Raw genomic sequence first — 16,139 nt, 5'->3', positions numbered from 1 at the left:
AGAATGAACGCACCGCTGCTCGAAGCGCGCGACCTCGTCAAGCAGTTCCCCGTACGACACGGCCTGACCCGGCGGCTCGCCGGACATGTCAAGGCGGTCGACGGTGTGTCGCTGCGCGTGGACGCGGGGGAGACGCTGGGTCTGGTCGGCGAGTCGGGCTGCGGCAAGTCCACAGTCGCCCGGTTGCTGACCCGGCTCACCGAGCCCACATCGGGCACGATCCGCGTGGCCGGAAGCGAACTGACCACGCTGGACGAGCGGTTGATGAGGTCAGTGCGCCGCGACCTGCAAATGATCTTCCAGGATCCCTTCTCCTCGCTCAACCCCCGCCAGACCGTCCGACAGATCCTGACGGCCCCGTACCGCTACCAAGGGCTGACCCCCGACGAACCGGTGGAAGAGCTGCTGGAGCGGGTGGGCCTGCGGCCGGAGCACGCCGCCCGCTACCCCCACGAGTTCTCCGGCGGCCAGGCGCAGCGCATCGGGATCGCCCGGGCGCTGACGCTGCGGCCGAGACTGGTGGTGTGCGACGAGCCCGTCTCGGCGCTCGACGTGTCGGTGCAGGCGCAGATCCTCAACCTGCTCAAGGACCTGCAGCAGGAGTACGGGCTCGCCTACGTGTTCATCGCGCACGACCTCGGCGTGGTCCGCCAGATCAGCACCCGGGTCGCCGTGATGTACCTGGGCACGGTCGTGGAAACGGCCGACCGGGACACTCTCTACGGCAGCGCCGCGCACCCGTACACCCACGCCCTGCTCTCCGCCGTACCGCTGCCCGACCCGGACGCCGAGCGGACCCGCGAGCGGATCGTCCTGAGCGGCGACCTGCCCAGTCCGCTCGATCCGCCCAGCGGCTGTCCGTTCCGCACGCGTTGCCCCAAGGCGGCCGACCCGTGCGCCACTGAACGGCCCGCGCTGCGCGTGATCGCCCCGGGCCATGACGTCGCCTGTCACTACCCCGAGCCGCTGACCCAGCCGGCGTCCGCGCCGGTCGCCGAGGAAAGGACCGCATGAGCCGCACCTGTCACCTGCCCGGTCTCGCCGCGACCGATCACGCGTTCACCGTGCCGCTCGACCACGCCGACCCCGCGGGCGTCTCGATCCAGGTGTTCGCACGGGAACTGTCCGACCCGGCCCGCGCCGGCGAGCGACTGCCCTGGCTGCTGTATCTGCAGGGCGGACCCGGAGGCAAGTCGCCCCGGCCGCTGAACGCCACCACCGGGTGGCTCGCCCGTGCCCTCAAGACCCACCGGGTGCTGCTGCTGGACCAACGCGGCACCGGCCGCAGCAGCCCGGTGACGGCCCGGTCTGCCGGGCGGTTCTCCGATGCCCGGGAGCTGGCCGGCCATCTCGCCCTCTTCCGCGCGGACTCGATCGTCGCCGACGCGGAGCTGATCCGGCATCAGCTGTGCCGCGACGAGCCATGGGAGACGCTCGGCCAGAGCTACGGCGGCTTCCTCACTCTCACCTACCTCTCCCGGGCCCCCGAAGGACTGCGTGCCTGCTACATCACCGGCGGCCTACCCGGTCTGGAGGCCACCGCCGATGACGTCTACGCGGCCACCTATCCCCGGGTCAGGGAGAAGGTGACCGCCTTCTACGCCCGTTACCCCGGTGACCGCGCGCTGGTCCGGCGGATCGCCGGCCTGCTCGACCGCCGAACGGTCCACCTGCCCGACGGGGACCGGCTCACCGTCCGGCGGCTGCGCACGCTCGGCCTGATGCTGGGCATGGGAGACGGAGCCGAGCGCCTGCACTGGCTTCTGGACGAAGCCCTCGGCGCCGACGGCGAACTCTCGGCGACCTTCCTGCATCAGGTGATGAACCTGACCGGTCTCGTCGACGACCCGCTCTTCGCCGTGCTCCAGGAAGCCATCTTCGCGCAGGGCGGGAAGCCAACCGACTGGGCCGCCGCCCGAGCGATCGCCGACCACCCGGAGTTCGCCGAGGACGCCGACCCGCTGCTGTTCACCGGCGAGATGTTCTATCCCTGGATGTTCGAGGAGATCGCCGGGCTGCGGCCGTTCCGCGAAGCGGTCCATCTGCTGGCCGAGCGAGCCGACTGGCCCGAGCTGTACTCCCCGTCGCGGCTGGCGGCGAACCAGGTGCCGGTGGCCGCCGCGATCTACCACGACGACATGTACGTGCCCACCGAGCTGTCCCTGCAGACCGCGCGCTCGGTCGGTGCGCTGCGTGCCTGGGTCACCAACGAGTGGGAGCACGACGGGGTGACCGCGTCCGGCGGAGGTGTGCTGTCCCGCCTGATGGACATGGCCGCCGGCCGGGCCTGACGTCCCCGCACCAACCCGAACGTGACGACCCGTACCCACGCGAACCCGAAGGAGAGACGAGGAGACATGTCCGGATCCACCCAGAGGCTCAGAGCCCTTGCCGCGGGCGCCGCGGCGACGGCTTTCCTGTCGGTCGGAGCCGTTGCTCCGACCGCGAACGCGGCGCCGGAACCGGCGCACCCCACCCCTGCGGCCGCCGACTGCGCCCTCCCCGGCAGAACCGGCTGGACGGACGAGGGCCACAACACCGACCACACCCAGTTCCAGCGGCCCATCGGCACCAAGCACGTGCTCATGCTGTTCGTGGACTTCCCCGACGCCCAGGCCGCCGGCTCCACGACCGACTATTACCGGCAACTCGCCCCGGCCGCCCAGTGGATGAAGCGCGACTCCTACGGACGGACCGCGCTCGACATCACTCCGCTGGACCGGTGGATACGGATGCCACAGGACTCCACCAGCTACGGCTTCCAGCGCGGGATCACCTTCGAGCAGCACGAGGCGTACGTCCGGCAGGCGGTGGCAGCCGCCGACCCGTACGCCGACTTCTCCCGGTACGACATGGTCTACATCGTCCCGGCGAAGTCCGCCTCCGCGATCAGCTTCTCGCCGACGTACCTGTACGACCCCGCCACCGCGGGCATCACCGCCGACGGCAAGCGCCTCAAGTGGGGGGTGACGTTCGGGCAGGACATGTGGCACTGGGGCTTCATGGTCGCCGACCACGAGACCAGCCACACCTTCGGCTTGCCCGATCTCTACGCGTTCACCGGCACCGACTACCACCGCTTCGTCGGCGGCTGGGACCTCATGGGCGACATCGCCGGCGCCGCCCCGCAGCACCTTGGATGGGAGCGGTGGAAGCTCGGCTGGATCGACGACCGCCAGGTCGCCTGCCTGCCCTCGGCCGGAAGCCGCACGGTTCGCCTGAAGGCGGTCGAAAGCCCCGGCCGAACGAAGATCGCGGTGATCCGTACGGGCGAGACCACCGCTTACGTCGCCGAGTCCCGCCGGGCCATCGGCACGGACAGCCGCGCCTGTTCCACCGGCGTGCTCATCTACAAGGTGGACACCTCCACCCAGACCGGCTACGGCCCCGTACAGATCGTGAACGGCAAACCCGGCGCCACCCTGCCCTCGGGCTGCCGGGCCTTGGACATGGCGGCATTCCACTCAGGCCAGACCTTCACCGATCCCGCCACGGGTGTCCGGATCAACATCGACAGCAGCACCCCTCTCCATGACGAGATCTCGATCACCAAGCAATGAGAAGTGATCGCCCTCGCGCGGTGGCTCACTCCGGCAGGCGCAGCGACTCCGGCAGGCGCAGCGATTCCGGCCGGCGCCTGCGCCACCGCGTGTAGGCCGGCGCGGCGGCACAGGTGGCGAGATACCCCTCGGCCACCCTGCGGACGATCCCGTCGCCGTGTGCCGCCAGCGGTCCGTCGCAGCGCCAGCCGAGTACATGGCGGTACCAGAGCGGATTGCCGGCGAGAGGACGCACCGCGACGCCGGGCACCTCGATGAAGGTCGCCTGGCAGAGGCTGACGGCCAGGCCCGCACGCACGATGTCGATCAGCTGCCGGCCTTCCGCCTCGTAGGGGGCGTGCGGCTGACAGCCCGTCCGGGAGAAGACGGACGCCCAGTACTCCCGGGTGCGGTCACTGTCCGGGTGCGGCATGGCCCAGTCCTCCCCGATGAGTTCGCCCAGGCTCACCTCCTCGCGGCCGGCCATCGGATGGGTGGACGGAAGCAGGGCGAAGACGGGCTCGGTGACGACCGGGCGCAGGACTACTCCCGCGCGCGGCGGGAGTTCGTGGCCGGGGTTGTCGCCGAGGACCGCCGCCTCCAGGCGGCCCGCCGCGAGGTCGTCCAGCAGGGGCGACGGGGAGTACTGGCAACGGGTCGTCACCTCCGATCCGGGAATCAACTCCCTTGTCGCCACGATGAGATCGGCCAGCAGCGGTGCGCCCACCGATCCTAGGCGGACGTGGCCGGGGGCGGTTTTGCAGTGGGCGGCGCGGGCGGTGTCGGCCAGTAGGCCGTCGATGCCCGGCAGGATGGCCCTCGCCCGGGCGAGTACCAGTTCGCCCAACGCAGTGGGCTCGGCACCGGTCTGCCCGCGGTCGAAGATCGGCCCGCCCAGCATGGCTTCGATGCGCCGTAGTTGGGCGCTGAGTCCCGGCTGTGTCATGCGCAGCGAAGCGGCGGCACGGGTCAGACTGCCGGCCTCCGCGATCGCGCAGATCACTCGCAAGTGCCGTACCTCTAGATCCATGGCGCGGATGGTAAGGAGCGGTGGGGCCTACCGGCAGGGGGTGGGACATCACAGTCCCATATGAAATATCACACGTGACCTCACAGTCCTCACCGGAGCGGACGGCGAGGTGGCTGGTGTACGGACGTCGACCGGCACCCTCCCCGCCCCGCACGTGGTGAACGCGGCAGGCGCCTGGGGCGGCGAACTGGCCCGGCGTGCGGGCGTGGACCTGCCCGTCCTGCCCCGCCGCGGCGGACCTAGGTATGTGATGCCGGCGGAGGATCTTCCCGCGGTACTACATGGCACAGGTTGTAGGGACTCTCCAGGGGCGTCTACACCAGTCAATCGCGGGCATGAAATCGCAGGTCAGGGCCTACTGGTCCGAGAGGGTCAGCCCAGTTCGTGATAGCTGCGTGATAGCGGGTGATACGGCGAGGCCGGCCAGCAGCCGTTCCGACGGGACCTCCGCGCGGAGCCGTGAGACGAGGGTAAGTACACTTGGCGGGGCGCATAAACCGCAATTACCCACTGACTGCATGAACCAGACGTCACCGCTGGCTCCCTCCGTCCGGTTCTTCGGACGGCGCCCCTTCGGACGGCGGCCGGATCAGTGTCCCGATGCCGGCGCAGAGCAGGTCCAAGCTGCGGGTGAACTTCTCGTCCGGCCCGTGCGCGGCCGCGGCGGCCACCGTCCGGGGGAAGCTCCGGTGGAGGGCGGCGAGGTCCTCGGCGGTGACCGGCACCGCGGGTGGATCGCTCTGTTCCTGGAGCACGTAGCCGGTGACGTGGCTGAGCACGGTGTCGGCGGCGGTGCCGCAGTGCTCCGTGGGCACGCCGGCCTCGGCGAGGGTGGCGAGCAGCCGTTCCATCAGCGAGAGTGCGCCGGGGCCGAGGGTCTTCGGGCTGCCGGCGAGCATGACCGCCCCGCCGGGGTGCTGCCGGATGCTCTGCCGCAGGGCGACGGCCTGCGCCGTGACCTGCGCCGGCCAGCCTGCCTGCGCGGGCAGAGTGGCCAGGGCGGCGGTGCCGGCCTCGTACGCCTGCCGGGCCACCCGGTCGGCCATCAGCTGGAGCAGTGCGGCCTTGCTGGGCACGTGGTAGTAGAGGCTGCCGGCGTGCACGTCGAGCCGGTCCGCGACCTGGCGCACGGAGAAGCCGTGGTAGCCGGTCTGGGCGAACACCGCCATCCCCGCGTCGATGATCCGGTCTGCCGTCAGCTTCACGACCGCAGTCTAGCGAGCCGCGCCAACTTTCAAACACTGTTTGAAAATTCCCAGGGTCGCACTAATGTCGTGATCAGCGAATCGCACACGGCTCGGAGGGGGGTGGTGACGATGGACATCGTGCTGTTCAACGTGACCACGGCGGCACTGATGGTGCTGATGTTCAACGGCGGTCTGGCCCTGGTCGGCCAGAGCACGCTGGAAGGGCGGCGGATCCCCTGGGCGGCCGTCGGCCTGACCGGGCTCGCGCTTGCCGGGGTAGCCCTCCAGCTCTGCTGGTCGGGGGCGATGGGCGTGCTCGACGCGGACCCGTCGAAGTCCGGCTGGTGGCGCGTGGTCACGTCGGTCTTCATGCAGAACGGCGGCTTCGGAGGGGCGGCCTGGAACATCGCCACCCTTGCCGCCGTCGCGGCCTTCGCCGACTGGTTCTGGGGTGCGCCGCTGACGCTCGGCCTGTTCGCCGCGGGCATCCTGCTGCCGGAGCAGATCGACAAGCTGTGGGGCCAGACCTCCCAGAGCACCGACCCCCGCAACTTCGCCGGCAGTTCCGGCGCCACCTACTTCCTGGGCGCGACGCTGGCCGCGGCCCTGCTGCTGCGCGGCGGCGCCGACGACAACTCCGGCAAGGCCGCCGGCCAGGGTGCCGAGGAGGGCTCCGACGACCTGGGCGCGAGCCGCGGCAAGGCCGTCCGCAAGAACCGGCTGCTCGCGCTCGGCGTGCCGGTGCTCGGGCTGGCGATGTGGTTCGCGCAGGAGAACGGGCACGGGCTGGTCTCCTGCTACGGCTTCGCCCTCGGTGCACTCGCCTGGGCCGCGTTCCGCACCGTCCTGCACCCGGACCGCGACCTCCGGCAGCCGCCGCGCACGACGGTTGCCTTGCTGACCGGGCTCGTCGGCCGGCGGACCCGCAGCGCCGACTAGCCGGCAGGCCCCGCCCCACCCGCGCCATTGCACCGTGACCGCGGGGGAGACAGCATGTCGGAAGACCTGGGGTGGCCAAGATCCTGGAACAGACCGACCGCGACGTGGCCCGGTCGGTCAACCGTGCGCTGGGTGTGAGCGACGGCGCCCCGGCGTTCGACACCGCCCGCTGGCAGGCCCGGCTCGGCGAGCTCCTCGCCGCCCACCACAGCGAAGAATGGGCCCGGCTGAGGTCGCATCTGCCGAAGTCCGGGCAGCGCGGGGGTCGTTGGGGCAGCCACCGCAGGATCATCAACGGGCTCCTGTCCCGGAACCGGACCGGGGTGCCGTGGCGGGATCTGCCTGCACGTTTCGGCAAGTGGAAGACTCCGGCTCTTCGGGGCACCCTGGCTGCTGATTGAGATGTGCGCTTCGGTCGCTAATTACGGAGATGACAGCGGGGTGTTCCTCGGGCCGCCGGCGAGTCGTCGCAGAGACGGCCCGGCACCGCCGGGACTTCACCGCGATTGCGGTGCCCGCCCAGCTGGCCGCCGATCTCGCACTGCTGGCCGCCCATCGTTCTGATCTGATCGCCAACCGAGTCCGGATGATCAACCGGCTAAGGACTGGGATCAGAATGAGGTGCTTGCCGTGTAGGGGTGACGGCATGTCAGTTCTCGTTGCCAGGCAGGGGGTGAGTGCGACCGAAACGCGCAGTGGGGCAAGCCGAGGCTGGTCGAGGACGGGCCCAGGAAACGGCCCAGGCGCTACGGCGCGGGCGGCTTGCTTGGCGGCTCCCAGCCGTGGGTGAGGATGTCGAAGATTGCCTCGACGGCGGCCCGGCGGTCCTGCCGGCCGCGAGCGAGCACCGGGATCTCGAGTGTGAATCGGGCAAGAGCCACGCATGCGAGGTTGTCGTGGTCCACGCCGAACTCGTCGGCGATGGCTGCGCTGAGGCTGTCGGTGTACCGGGTCCACATGCGTTCGGCGTAGGCGCGCAGCACCGGCGTGGAGTTCACCAGGTTGGTGAACTCGGCCGCCTGAGGATGGGCATCGATCGACGGCCAGGTGTCCAGGACGTGCTGTCGAAGGGCATCGACGATGCTCTGATCGGAGGGTCGCTGCCGCACTGCGGCGATCAGTTGCGACTCTCGGTCTTCGTCCTGGTCGAATACCAGCGCTTCCTTGCCGCTGAAGTGCTTGAACACCGTAGCGGTCGACACATCGGCGGCGTCGGCGATGTCACGGATACTCACCTGATCGTAGCCGCGCTCCAGGAAGAGTTGCAGTGCGGCGTCGGCGATCGCCTGCCGGGTGGCTGCCTTCTTGCGGTCGCGGCGGCTGACAGAGGGCACGGTCATGGCTAGAGCATACTCGATAGTCGAATCAGTCACTAAGTAGAGTCGTTGCACTTTTCTATTCGCTCTGATGTTATGAGTATTGCGAGTACTTGAGCGGCACATCCTCGTCAGCCTGGTCGTCGTCTGCACCGCGCCGGTCTGTTCATCTGAGGGACCCCTCTGCGTGGCACATCCGGTGCCGAGGTCGACGACGCCCGGCCTGCTCGCCCCTCTTCGCCGACTGAAAGGGACACCCATGAACTCCCCAGAACCCGCCCGGGCGCGCATCAGCATCATCGGTGCCGGCCCCGGCGGACTGACCTGCGCCCGCATCCTTCAGCAGCGAGGCATAGCGGTCACCGTCTACGACCGCGACCGGGGCCCCGACGCGCGCAACCAGGGCGGCACCCTCGACCTGCACGCCGACAACGGTCAGATCGCCCTGCGCGAAGCCGGTCTGCTCGACGAGTTCTTCAAGCTTGCCCGTCCCGAAGGGCAGGAATTGCGCCAGATGGACCCGACCGGCACGATCACGTCCCATCAAATCCCGGCGGCCGACGAACTCTTCAAGCCGGAAATCGACCGTGGCCAGCTGCGCAACCTGTTGCTCGACTCCCTGCAACCGGGAACCGTGCACTGGGGCCGCGCCCTCGACACGATCAGTGGACCCGACGAGGGGCCGCGGCAATTGCACTTCACCGACGGCACGACCATCCAGACCGATCTGGTCATCGGCGCCGACGGTGCTTCCTCCCGGGTACGCCCGGCCGTGTCCCCCGCCGTCCCCGAGTACACCGGGGTGAGCTTCCTGGAAGCATGGTTCTCAGACGTCGAGAACCGGCACCCGGACATCGCCGAGCTGGTCGGCCAGGGCAGCGCCCACGCAGCCGACGGCGAGCGGGGCCTGTTCGCCCAGCGCAACAGCGGAAACCACATCCGCGTCTACATCATCCGACGCGTCCCGGTCGACTGGATCAGCACGAGCGGCCTGACAGTCGAGGACACCGACGGTATCCGCGCCCTGCTCCTGGGCGAGTACGCCCACTGGTCGCCCCGCATGCGCCGGATGATCACCGAGAACGACGGCCCCTACGTCGACCGCCCGATCTTCGCTCTCCCGGTCCCGCACACCTGGGAACACAACCCGACGGTGACCCTGCTCGGAGATGCCGCCCACCTCATGCCCCCGCTCGGCGTCGGCGTCAACCTCGCCATGCTCGACGCCAGCGAAATCGCCCTCGCTCTCGCGAACGCCGCCGCCGTCGACGACGCGATCCGCACCTACGAGAAGACCATGCTCCCCCGCTCCACCGAGACGGCCAAAGCCCTCGAAGGCGGTGCCGAGCACCTGCTGTCCGCCGACGTACCCGACTTCGGCAGCGACAACGACGCCCAGCCCTGAGAACTGGGATCAGACTGAGGTCTTCAGCCGTCGCCAGCAGATGATGGCGCAGCCGAGGGCGACGAGGGCTTGGTGAATGTCGTCGCGGATCTCCCAGCGGATGCGAAGACGCCGGAACCAGTGCAGCAGCGCGATGGCGCCCTCTACGACCCAGCGGTGGACTCCGAGGCCGGAGCCGTGTTCGGCGCCGCGTCGGGCGATGACCGGGGTGATTTCGAACCGGCGGACCTTGTCGCGGTAGACGTCGTGGTCGTAGCCGCGGTCGGCGTAGACCCGGCGGGGGCGGCGCAGGGGTCGGCCGCTCCTGCCACGAATCGGCGGAACGGCCTGGATCAGCGGGTTCAGCTGTGTGACATCGTTACGGTTTCCACCGGTCAGGGTCACCGCCAGAGGGATTCCGTGCGCCTCGACAATCACGTGGTGCTTGCTGCCGGCCTTGCCCCGGTCCACCGGGGAACGCCCGGTGGCCGGCCCGCCCTTCATCGCGCTCACGTGCGCAGAGTCTCTCCCGTGCCCGGCCTCGATGCCGGCGGGGCCGCGGCCGGAACCGGGACCGTGCTGCCGGGCCGTGGCTCAGGCGTCGATGATGACGGGGATGATGAGGGGCTTGCGGCGGTGGGTGCGGAACGCCCAGTTCGCCACGGCGCGGGCGACGAGTTGTTCGAGTTGGTGCGCGTCCCCGACACCTTCCTCGGCCGCGGTGGCCAGGGTCTTCTCGATGACGGGGATGACCGGCTCGAAGGTGGTGTCGTCGTGGACGAAGCCCCGGGCCAGGAAGTCGGGGGCCTCGGCGAGGGCGCCGGTGTCTGCGTCGACGATCGCCACCACCGTGACCACGCCTTCGGCGGCGAGGGTGAGGCGGTCCTTGAGGGACGCTTCGGTGGCGCCGCCGACTTCCATGCCGTCCACGTAGACGTTGCCGGCGGGGACCTTGCCGGTGATGGACGCGCGCCCGTCGACGAGGTCGACGACGACGCCGTCCTCGGCGATGACGACCCGTTCGGGGTCGACACCGGTGCGGATGGCGAGGTCGCCGTTGGCCCGCAGGTGGCGCCATTCGCCGTGCACGGGCATGACGTTGCGGGGTTTGACGATGTTGTAGCAGTAGACGAGTTCGCCGGCGCTGGCATGCCCCGAGACGTGCACCTTGGCGTTGCCCTTGTGAACCACGTGGGCGCCCCACCGGGTGAGTCCGTTGATCACCCGGTAGATGGCGTTCTCGTTGCCGGGGATGAGGGAGCTGGCGAGCAGGACGGTGTCGCCCTTGCCGATGCGGATCATGTGGTCGCGGTTGGCCATCCGTGACAGCGCGGCCATCGGTTCGCCCTGGGAGCCGGTGCACACCAGAGTGATCTTGTGGTCCGGGAGCTTCTCCAACTCCTTCGTGCTCACGACCAGACCGGAGGGGACCTTCAGATAGCCCAGGTCACGGGCGATGCCCATGTTGCGGACCATCGACCGGCCGACGAAGGCGACCTTGCGGCCGTGCTGGTGGGCGGCGTCCAGGACCTGCTGGATGCGGTGCACGTGGCTGGCGAAGCTGGAGACGATGACCCGGCGCGGCGCGGTGCGCATCACCTGCTCGATCGCCGGGTTCAGCTCACGCTCGGAGGTGGTGAAGCCGGGTACTTCGGCGTTGGTGGAGTCGGTGAGGAACAGGTCCACGCCCTCCTCGCCGAGGCGGGCGAAGGCGCGCAGATCGGTGATGCGGTCGTCGAGAGGGAACTGGTCCATCTTGAAGTCGCCGGTGTGCAGCACCATCCCGGCCCGGGTGCGGATCGCGACCGCGAGGCTGTCGGGGATGGAGTGGTTGACCGCCACGAACTCGCAGTCGAAGGGCCCGAAACCACGCCGGTCGCCCTCCCGCACCCGCACCGTGCGCGGCCGGATGCCGTGTTCCTTGAGCTTGGCCTCCAGGAACGCCAGCGTCAGCTTGGAACCGACGACGGGAATGTCGGACCGCTCGCGCAGCAGGTACGGCACGCCGCCGATGTGGTCCTCGTGTCCGTGGGTGAGGACCACGGCCACGATGTCGTCCAGCCGGTCCCGGATCGAGGTGAAGTCCGGCAGGATCACGTCCACGCCGGGCTGGGTCTCCTCGGGGAACAGCACGCCGCAGTCGACGATGAGCAGCTTGCCGGCGTGCTCGAAGACGGTCATGTTGCGGCCGATCTCACCCAGGCCGCCCAGGGCGATGACCCGCAGCCCTCCTTCGGGAAGGGGTGGGGCGGCTTTGAGGTCGGGGTGCGGGTGACTCATACCCTGACGGTACCGGAGAGCGGGACGGGGTGATCCATTGCCTGTGCGATCTCTTCCTCCCGACGGGGCCAGGCACCCGAACCGGGTGCCCCGGGACGACTAGGTTGTAGCGGGGGGCGCGGGCACGGCTGTGCCGCGTGTCGACGGTCCCCTGGCCGCGGAAGGCCGGCGCGGCGTTCGCACGGATCATGGCGCTCAGGTCGGCATCCGTAAGACTGTGCGGCCTGCCCTTGCCAGCTGATAGTCGATCACCGTCGACAGGACGTCGACCACATCCCTGGAGGCCGAAGCGCTCATAATCCGCCGAACGCATCTTCAAAGGGGGCCGACACCGAGGGTGCCATCGGGCGGCAGCGATCTCTTGAGGACGGTTCGTACGGCGGGACCCGGGCCGGCTCGACTCCTGGGTGTCAGCGGCGGCGCTCATCGTGACCGACGGTTACCGGGTGCCGCGCCTCGGGAGCACGTTCCGCACGCGGTACGGCCTCCTCTGATGCCGGCCAGGGTGAGCGTGATGTCCGTGCTGCACCTGCAGCAACGGCTCGAGCCCGGCGGCGGCTGTCGCGGGATCGGTTCGGCCATCGGATCGGGGGCACTTCTTACAGCCGGTCGTTCCCGACCGGACGAACGACAGGCGCGTCGCGACTTCGTTCCCGCAGGAACAGCGGCAGCGCCAACGGTCCGTGGTACGACCGGGGTACGGCTCCAGCGGCTCGAACCCGGCCGCTCGCACTTCGGCGGACGCACGCTCGTCGGTTGCCGAGTTGAGGGCACAGAACCGGCAGCCCCTCGAACCGCTGTCGACGCTGGAGTAGGTGGGGCTGGTTTCGCGACCGCATGTGGTGCAGCGGCACCGCCACGGTGTTTGGCTGCCCGGGTAGGGCTCCAGTAGTTCGAGTCCGGTCGCGCGCATGCTTGCACTGGCCTTCGGCGCGTTCGCGGCGGTGCATTTCGCCTGGGTCTCCTTCACCCGGCAGACGCGACAGCGCTGGCCCGCGTTACGGACGGCATTGAACGTCGCACGCCCCTCGTGCCCGCAGGTCATGCAGCGCGAGGGCCAAGTCACGTCGGTGCGTCCGGGATACGGCACGAGCGGCTCGTATACGCAGGCCCGCATCTCGGCGGCTGCAGCCTCTGCGTCGATGAGGACCGCGGCACGGGGCCGACCGCCGGCTCGGGGCGCATAGGGATCCTCCGCATTCCGGGTTTCCTCGTCGACCATGCCCCAGACCTCGGCCGCCGTGACGCGGGCTGCGGAGCGGGTCTCGGTCCAGCCGTTCAGCATGACGTCGCGCGTGAGGAAAGGTATGAGCCTGGCCTGACGCAGGCGGCCTATTTGGCCCGCGACTGGTCCACCGGGAACGCCCTTGGATGCCGGACGGTAACGCAAAGAACCCAATTGATGTGTCGGCCCGTCGAGTGTTACATCGAGGTGGGCGGCTGCGGGGAGCGGAGCACGAGCAGGGTGATCTCGCTGGGGGCGAAGACGCGGAAGGGCGGGCCCCAGAAGCCGGTGCCGCGGCTGGTGTAGAGGAGGGTGCGGGGGCCGTGGTGGCTGAGGCCGGCGAGGGCGGGCTGGTCGATGCGGACGAGGTGGTGGAAGGGCCAGATCTGGCCGCCGTGGGTGTGGCCGGAGAGCTGGAGGTCGACGCCGGCGGCTGCTGCCCGGTCGATGAACTTGGGCTGGTGTGCCAGGAGCAGGACGGGGTGGTCGGGGTCGGCGCCGTCCAAGGCCCCGGCGAGGTGGGCGCGGTGGCCTGCCAGGCCGGAGGACTCGGCCGTGACGTCATCCACGCCGGCGACCACGAGGGTGTCGCCTCCGCGTTCGAGCAGCAGATGGCGGTTGCGCAGCGGCTCCCAGCCCAGCTCGTCCATCAGGTCGACCCAGCCCTGGGCCTCGCTGTAGTACTCGTGGTTGCCGGTGACGTAGACCCGGGCCCGGGTGGCCTGCACGGTGCCGAGTGGGGCGGCCTGGGCGCGGCGGCGTTCGGCCGTGCCGTCCGCGATGTCTCCGGTGTGGCAGACCAGGTCGGCCTTCAGCGTGTTGACCGTCTCGCAGACCCGCGCCGACCAGCGGGCGCGGTCGAGCGGGCCGTAGTGGGTGTCGGTGATGAGGACGACGCGCGTGCCGTCCAACCCGGCCCCCAGGCGCGGAAGTTGCACGTCCAGGCGGCGCACGCGGGGTACCCGGCGGGCCTCGGCGTACCCCCAGCCGAGCAGTACGGCGGCTACGCCGAGGATCGCCCAAGTGACGATTCGGGCCCGGTCCTGACTCTCGCCGGCGCCGGCCGCGGTCAGGACGAGCCGCAACAGGACGCCGAGCAGAACGGACCAGGTGAACAGAACCCAGCTGCTGCCCAGCAGAGTGTCACCGACGATCGCCGCCCTGTCCTGCTGGCGTCGGCCGTGGCCGCGCACCATCGCGAGCGGCATACATATGAGGCCGAGGGCGAACAGGGCGGTGCCGACCAGCGTGACGGGCAGCGGCCAGTGCTGGCCGGTGTACAGGAGCACCCAGCAGGGCACGGCCCAGAGCAGGACGGGGGCGATCAGGGGGATGTAGCGCATCAGGCGGTGCAGTCGGCTCTGCCGCGGCGCTTGCGCCTCACCCTCAGTGGGCCGGGTGCTGCTGGTGTCGGTCACGCTTCCCCTCCCTGACCAGGCTGCCGTCTCGCGCACTGTATCCGGTCGCCCTCGGGCCGGCCGGACCGGCGTTCGTGGGCGCGGCCTTCGCCCAGACCCTCCCGGCCAGTTCCCATCGTCCTGCACCAGATCCACACCCCCTACGGCAGCCTGTCGTCGATCCGCGCCCAGGCGCGGGCCATGGCGCACTTGGTCGAGCAGAGGAAGATCCGCTCGGTCGGCGTCAGCAACTTCTCGGCCCGGCAGATGGAGACCGCCCGCGAGGAACTGGCGAAACGCGGCGTCCCGTTGGCCGCCGACCAGGTTCAGATCAACCTGCTGCACCGCAAGATCGAGACCAACGGCGTACTGGAGACCGCCCAGCGTCTTGGCATCACGCCGATCGCCTACGTCCCCCGGGCAGCGGCATGTTGACCGGCAAACTCCATGCCGGCCGGACGCTGGTCGACGAACTCCCGTGCCAGCGCCGGATGTTGACCGGAATTTCCAACAAGAGACTGGATCACACCATCCCGTTGATCAACGAACTGCGCACGATCGCCGAAGCGCACCATGCCACCGTCGGCCAGGTGGCGCTGGCGTGGCTGATCACCTACTACGGTGACACCGCCGTCGCCACACCAGGAGCCTCCAAGTACTCCAGCCGTAGATCGTTATGTGCGCTGGTCTTGGGGCTGTCTGCCACTGGCGGAAACTCAGGTGGCCTCAGCGCACGATCTGGGTAGAGTCGGGCAATGCCCGAGCTGAAGCCGCTGCATGGCGGCCACGCCCCGGCGGTCCTGGCCTTCGAGTTGGCGAACCGCACCTACTTCGCTGCCTCGATCTCCGACCGCGGCGACGACTTCTTCGACCAGTTCACCGACCGGTACAACGCCTCGCTGGCCGAGCATGAGGCCGGTATCTGCGCCTTCTACGTGCTCGTCGCCGAGGACGGCTCGGTACTCGGCAGGTTCAACCTGTACGACTTGGAGGACGGCACTGCCAGACTCGGCTACCGGGTCGCGGAGCGGGTCGCCGGCCGCGGCGTGGCGACCGCGACCGTCCGGGAGCTGTGCCGGATGGCGACAGCGGTGCACGGCCTGCGCACACTGCGGGCGGCCACCTCCCACGACAACGCCGCGTCCCAGAAAGTCTTGGCCAAGGCCGGGTTCGTCCCGGTTGGCCCTGCCACCCCGGCCGATCTCGGCGGCAAGTCAGGCACTTGGTACCAGCGCGACCTCCGGCCATAGACCTTGATCTTGCTCGTGGGCCGACCGTAGGTCACGGCGTAGATCCTGCTCGCTGGATGCTGGGGCTGCTGTCGGACCTGCCACGCAAAAACTGCTGGAGCATCGCCGTGGGTCGGAGAGGCCGCCCCGGACGGCATGCAGCACCTGCTCGGCCGGGCCCGATGGGATGCCGACGCCGTGCGCGATGACGTGTGCGAGTACGTCCTGGAGCATCTCCACGACGAGGGCGCAGTGCTGGTGGTCGACGAGACCGGGGACGTGAAGGAGGCATCAGGCCGGAGGGTGTCCGGGCTTGCTGACCTGCACCCGTGGCAGGGGCCTGCTGCGCCGCCCGGCGCCCTGTTCGGAAAGCCCGTCGGCTGGACAAGGCCGTCGGCATCGTGAAGGAGCGAAGGAGCGGGAGTTCCAGATCCGCCACCACGCGTTCGAGCTGAATCCGGCGATGTCGCTGTCCGGTGTCGACCGGCGCACGTACCGGAGTGGGAAGTTCGGCAGCTGGGAGCGTTCGCGGCAGCTCGACGCCGGGACAGTACTGGCCGGACGTGGTGACGGCATCGTCTTCGACTACGCGGCGATCACCAGGGCGCCGAAC

General features: G+C 69.7%; 14 protein-coding genes and 4 pseudogenes. 12 read left to right on the top strand and 6 right to left on the bottom strand.

The window, feature by feature from the left end; all coding sequences use genetic code 11:
* The first annotated feature begins 3 nt into the window (after positions 1-3).
* From ACWD3E_RS26250 to ACWD3E_RS26240, 3 genes are all read left to right on the top strand, one after another.
* Positions 4-1,014 (top strand): ABC transporter ATP-binding protein, encoded by a 1,011-nt coding sequence (locus ACWD3E_RS26250; protein WP_451390145.1) that lies wholly within the window; start codon positions 4-6, stop codon positions 1,012-1,014.
* Complete coding sequence (locus ACWD3E_RS26245) at positions 1,011-2,291, top strand: alpha/beta fold hydrolase (RefSeq protein ID WP_451390009.1); 1,281 nt, start codon at positions 1,011-1,013, stop codon at positions 2,289-2,291. Before ACWD3E_RS26250 ends, ACWD3E_RS26245 begins: the two co-directional genes overlap by 4 nt.
* Before the next feature lie 66 nt (positions 2,292-2,357).
* Positions 2,358-3,560, top strand: coding sequence for a M6 family metalloprotease domain-containing protein (locus ACWD3E_RS26240; RefSeq protein ID WP_451390008.1), 1,203 nt, complete (start codon positions 2,358-2,360; stop codon positions 3,558-3,560).
* Positions 3,561-3,585: 25 nt separating this feature from the next.
* Here ACWD3E_RS26240 and ACWD3E_RS26235 read toward each other — a convergent pair whose 3' ends face one another.
* Entirely contained in the window at positions 3,586-4,569 is a 984-nt protein-coding gene (locus ACWD3E_RS26235) for a LysR substrate-binding domain-containing protein (RefSeq protein ID WP_451390007.1), read from the bottom strand.
* Between the two features lie 67 nt (positions 4,570-4,636).
* Between ACWD3E_RS26235 and ACWD3E_RS26230 the strand changes: the two genes are divergently transcribed.
* Entirely contained in the window at positions 4,637-4,957 is a 321-nt protein-coding gene (locus ACWD3E_RS26230) for an FAD-dependent oxidoreductase (protein WP_451390144.1), read from the top strand.
* Positions 4,958-5,099: 142 nt separating this feature from the next.
* Here the strand turns inward: ACWD3E_RS26230 and ACWD3E_RS26225 are convergent, their stop codons facing one another.
* Positions 5,100-5,774, bottom strand: a complete 675-nt coding sequence (locus tag ACWD3E_RS26225) for a TetR/AcrR family transcriptional regulator (RefSeq protein WP_451390006.1) — start codon at positions 5,772-5,774, stop codon at positions 5,100-5,102.
* 111 nt (positions 5,775-5,885) lie between these two features.
* On the opposite strand from ACWD3E_RS26225, the gene ACWD3E_RS26220 reads away from it, so the two are divergent.
* From ACWD3E_RS26220 to ACWD3E_RS26210, 3 genes and pseudogenes are all read left to right on the top strand, one after another.
* Entirely contained in the window at positions 5,886-6,695 is an 810-nt protein-coding gene (locus ACWD3E_RS26220; protein WP_451390143.1) for a hypothetical protein, read from the top strand.
* A gap of 212 nt (positions 6,696-6,907) precedes the next feature.
* A pseudogene (locus ACWD3E_RS26215) lies at positions 6,908-7,063 on the top strand (transposase); the annotation flags it as partial.
* 95 nt (positions 7,064-7,158) lie between these two features.
* Positions 7,159-7,299: pseudogene (locus tag ACWD3E_RS26210) on the top strand (IS110 family transposase); the annotation flags it as partial.
* A gap of 142 nt (positions 7,300-7,441) precedes the next feature.
* On the opposite strand, the gene ACWD3E_RS26205 reads toward ACWD3E_RS26210, so the two are convergent.
* Positions 7,442-8,035, bottom strand: coding sequence for a TetR/AcrR family transcriptional regulator (locus ACWD3E_RS26205; protein WP_451390005.1), 594 nt, complete (start codon positions 8,033-8,035; stop codon positions 7,442-7,444).
* A gap of 235 nt (positions 8,036-8,270) precedes the next feature.
* Here ACWD3E_RS26205 and ACWD3E_RS26200 point away from each other — a divergent pair, with 235 nt between their 5' ends.
* Complete coding sequence (locus ACWD3E_RS26200) at positions 8,271-9,416, top strand: FAD-dependent oxidoreductase (RefSeq protein ID WP_451390004.1); 1,146 nt, start codon at positions 8,271-8,273, stop codon at positions 9,414-9,416.
* 9 nt (positions 9,417-9,425) lie between these two features.
* On the opposite strand, the pseudogene ACWD3E_RS26195 reads toward ACWD3E_RS26200, so the two are convergent.
* From ACWD3E_RS26195 to ACWD3E_RS26185, 3 genes and pseudogenes are all read right to left on the bottom strand, one after another.
* Positions 9,426-9,920: pseudogene (locus ACWD3E_RS26195) on the bottom strand (IS5 family transposase); the annotation flags it as partial.
* Between the two features lie 69 nt (positions 9,921-9,989).
* Positions 9,990-11,675: a ribonuclease J gene (locus ACWD3E_RS26190; protein WP_451390003.1), complete on the bottom strand. Its 1,686-nt coding sequence runs from the start codon at positions 11,673-11,675 to the stop codon at positions 9,990-9,992.
* Between the two features lie 1,422 nt (positions 11,676-13,097).
* Positions 13,098-14,318, bottom strand: a complete 1,221-nt coding sequence (locus ACWD3E_RS26185; protein WP_451390002.1) for a metallophosphoesterase — start codon at positions 14,316-14,318, stop codon at positions 13,098-13,100.
* 39 nt (positions 14,319-14,357) lie between these two features.
* Between ACWD3E_RS26185 and ACWD3E_RS26180 the strand changes: the two genes are divergently transcribed.
* The 4 genes and pseudogenes from ACWD3E_RS26180 to ACWD3E_RS26165 form a co-directional block, all read left to right on the top strand.
* Positions 14,358-14,732, top strand: coding sequence for an aldo/keto reductase (locus ACWD3E_RS26180; protein WP_451390142.1), 375 nt, complete (start codon positions 14,358-14,360; stop codon positions 14,730-14,732).
* On the top strand, positions 14,726-15,043 hold the full coding sequence (locus ACWD3E_RS26175; protein WP_451390001.1) for a hypothetical protein: 318 nt from the start codon (positions 14,726-14,728) through the stop codon (positions 15,041-15,043). Before ACWD3E_RS26180 ends, ACWD3E_RS26175 begins: the two co-directional genes overlap by 7 nt.
* 9 nt (positions 15,044-15,052) lie before the next feature.
* The gene (locus ACWD3E_RS26170) at positions 15,053-15,547 is read left to right on the top strand and encodes a GNAT family N-acetyltransferase (protein WP_451390000.1); all 495 of its coding nucleotides are present in this window, start codon (positions 15,053-15,055) and stop codon (positions 15,545-15,547) included.
* Between the two features lie 56 nt (positions 15,548-15,603).
* Positions 15,604-15,820, top strand: a pseudogene (locus tag ACWD3E_RS26165) (transposase); the annotation flags it as partial.
* Positions 15,821-16,139: the final 319 nt, after the last annotated feature.

Source organism: Streptomyces sp. NPDC002676 (assembly GCF_053592455.1).
Note: the sequence above shows the minus strand (reverse complement) of the source record. Positions and strands in the feature narration are given on the sequence as shown.

Bases quoted from the DNA above. Each gene is read 5' to 3' on its own strand.
- ACWD3E_RS26250 (WP_451390145.1), top strand. From the start codon at position 4: ATGAACGCACCGCTGCTCGAAGCGCGCGACCTCGTCAAGCAGTTCCCC.
- ACWD3E_RS26220 (WP_451390143.1), top strand. From the start codon at position 5,886: ATGGACATCGTGCTGTTCAACGTGACCACGGCGGCACTGATGGTGCTG.
- ACWD3E_RS26170 (WP_451390000.1), top strand. From the start codon at position 15,053: ATGCCCGAGCTGAAGCCGCTGCATGGCGGCCACGCCCCGGCGGTCCTG.
- ACWD3E_RS26240 (WP_451390008.1), top strand. From the start codon at position 2,358: ATGTCCGGATCCACCCAGAGGCTCAGAGCCCTTGCCGCGGGCGCCGCG.
- ACWD3E_RS26190 (WP_451390003.1), bottom strand. From the start codon at position 11,675: ATGAGTCACCCGCACCCCGACCTCAAAGCCGCCCCACCCCTTCCCGAA.
- ACWD3E_RS26235 (WP_451390007.1), bottom strand. From the start codon at position 4,569: ATGGATCTAGAGGTACGGCACTTGCGAGTGATCTGCGCGATCGCGGAG.
- ACWD3E_RS26175 (WP_451390001.1), top strand. From the start codon at position 14,726: ATGTTGACCGGCAAACTCCATGCCGGCCGGACGCTGGTCGACGAACTC.
- ACWD3E_RS26205 (WP_451390005.1), bottom strand. From the start codon at position 8,035: ATGACCGTGCCCTCTGTCAGCCGCCGCGACCGCAAGAAGGCAGCCACC.
- ACWD3E_RS26245 (WP_451390009.1), top strand. From the start codon at position 1,011: ATGAGCCGCACCTGTCACCTGCCCGGTCTCGCCGCGACCGATCACGCG.
- ACWD3E_RS26200 (WP_451390004.1), top strand. From the start codon at position 8,271: ATGAACTCCCCAGAACCCGCCCGGGCGCGCATCAGCATCATCGGTGCC.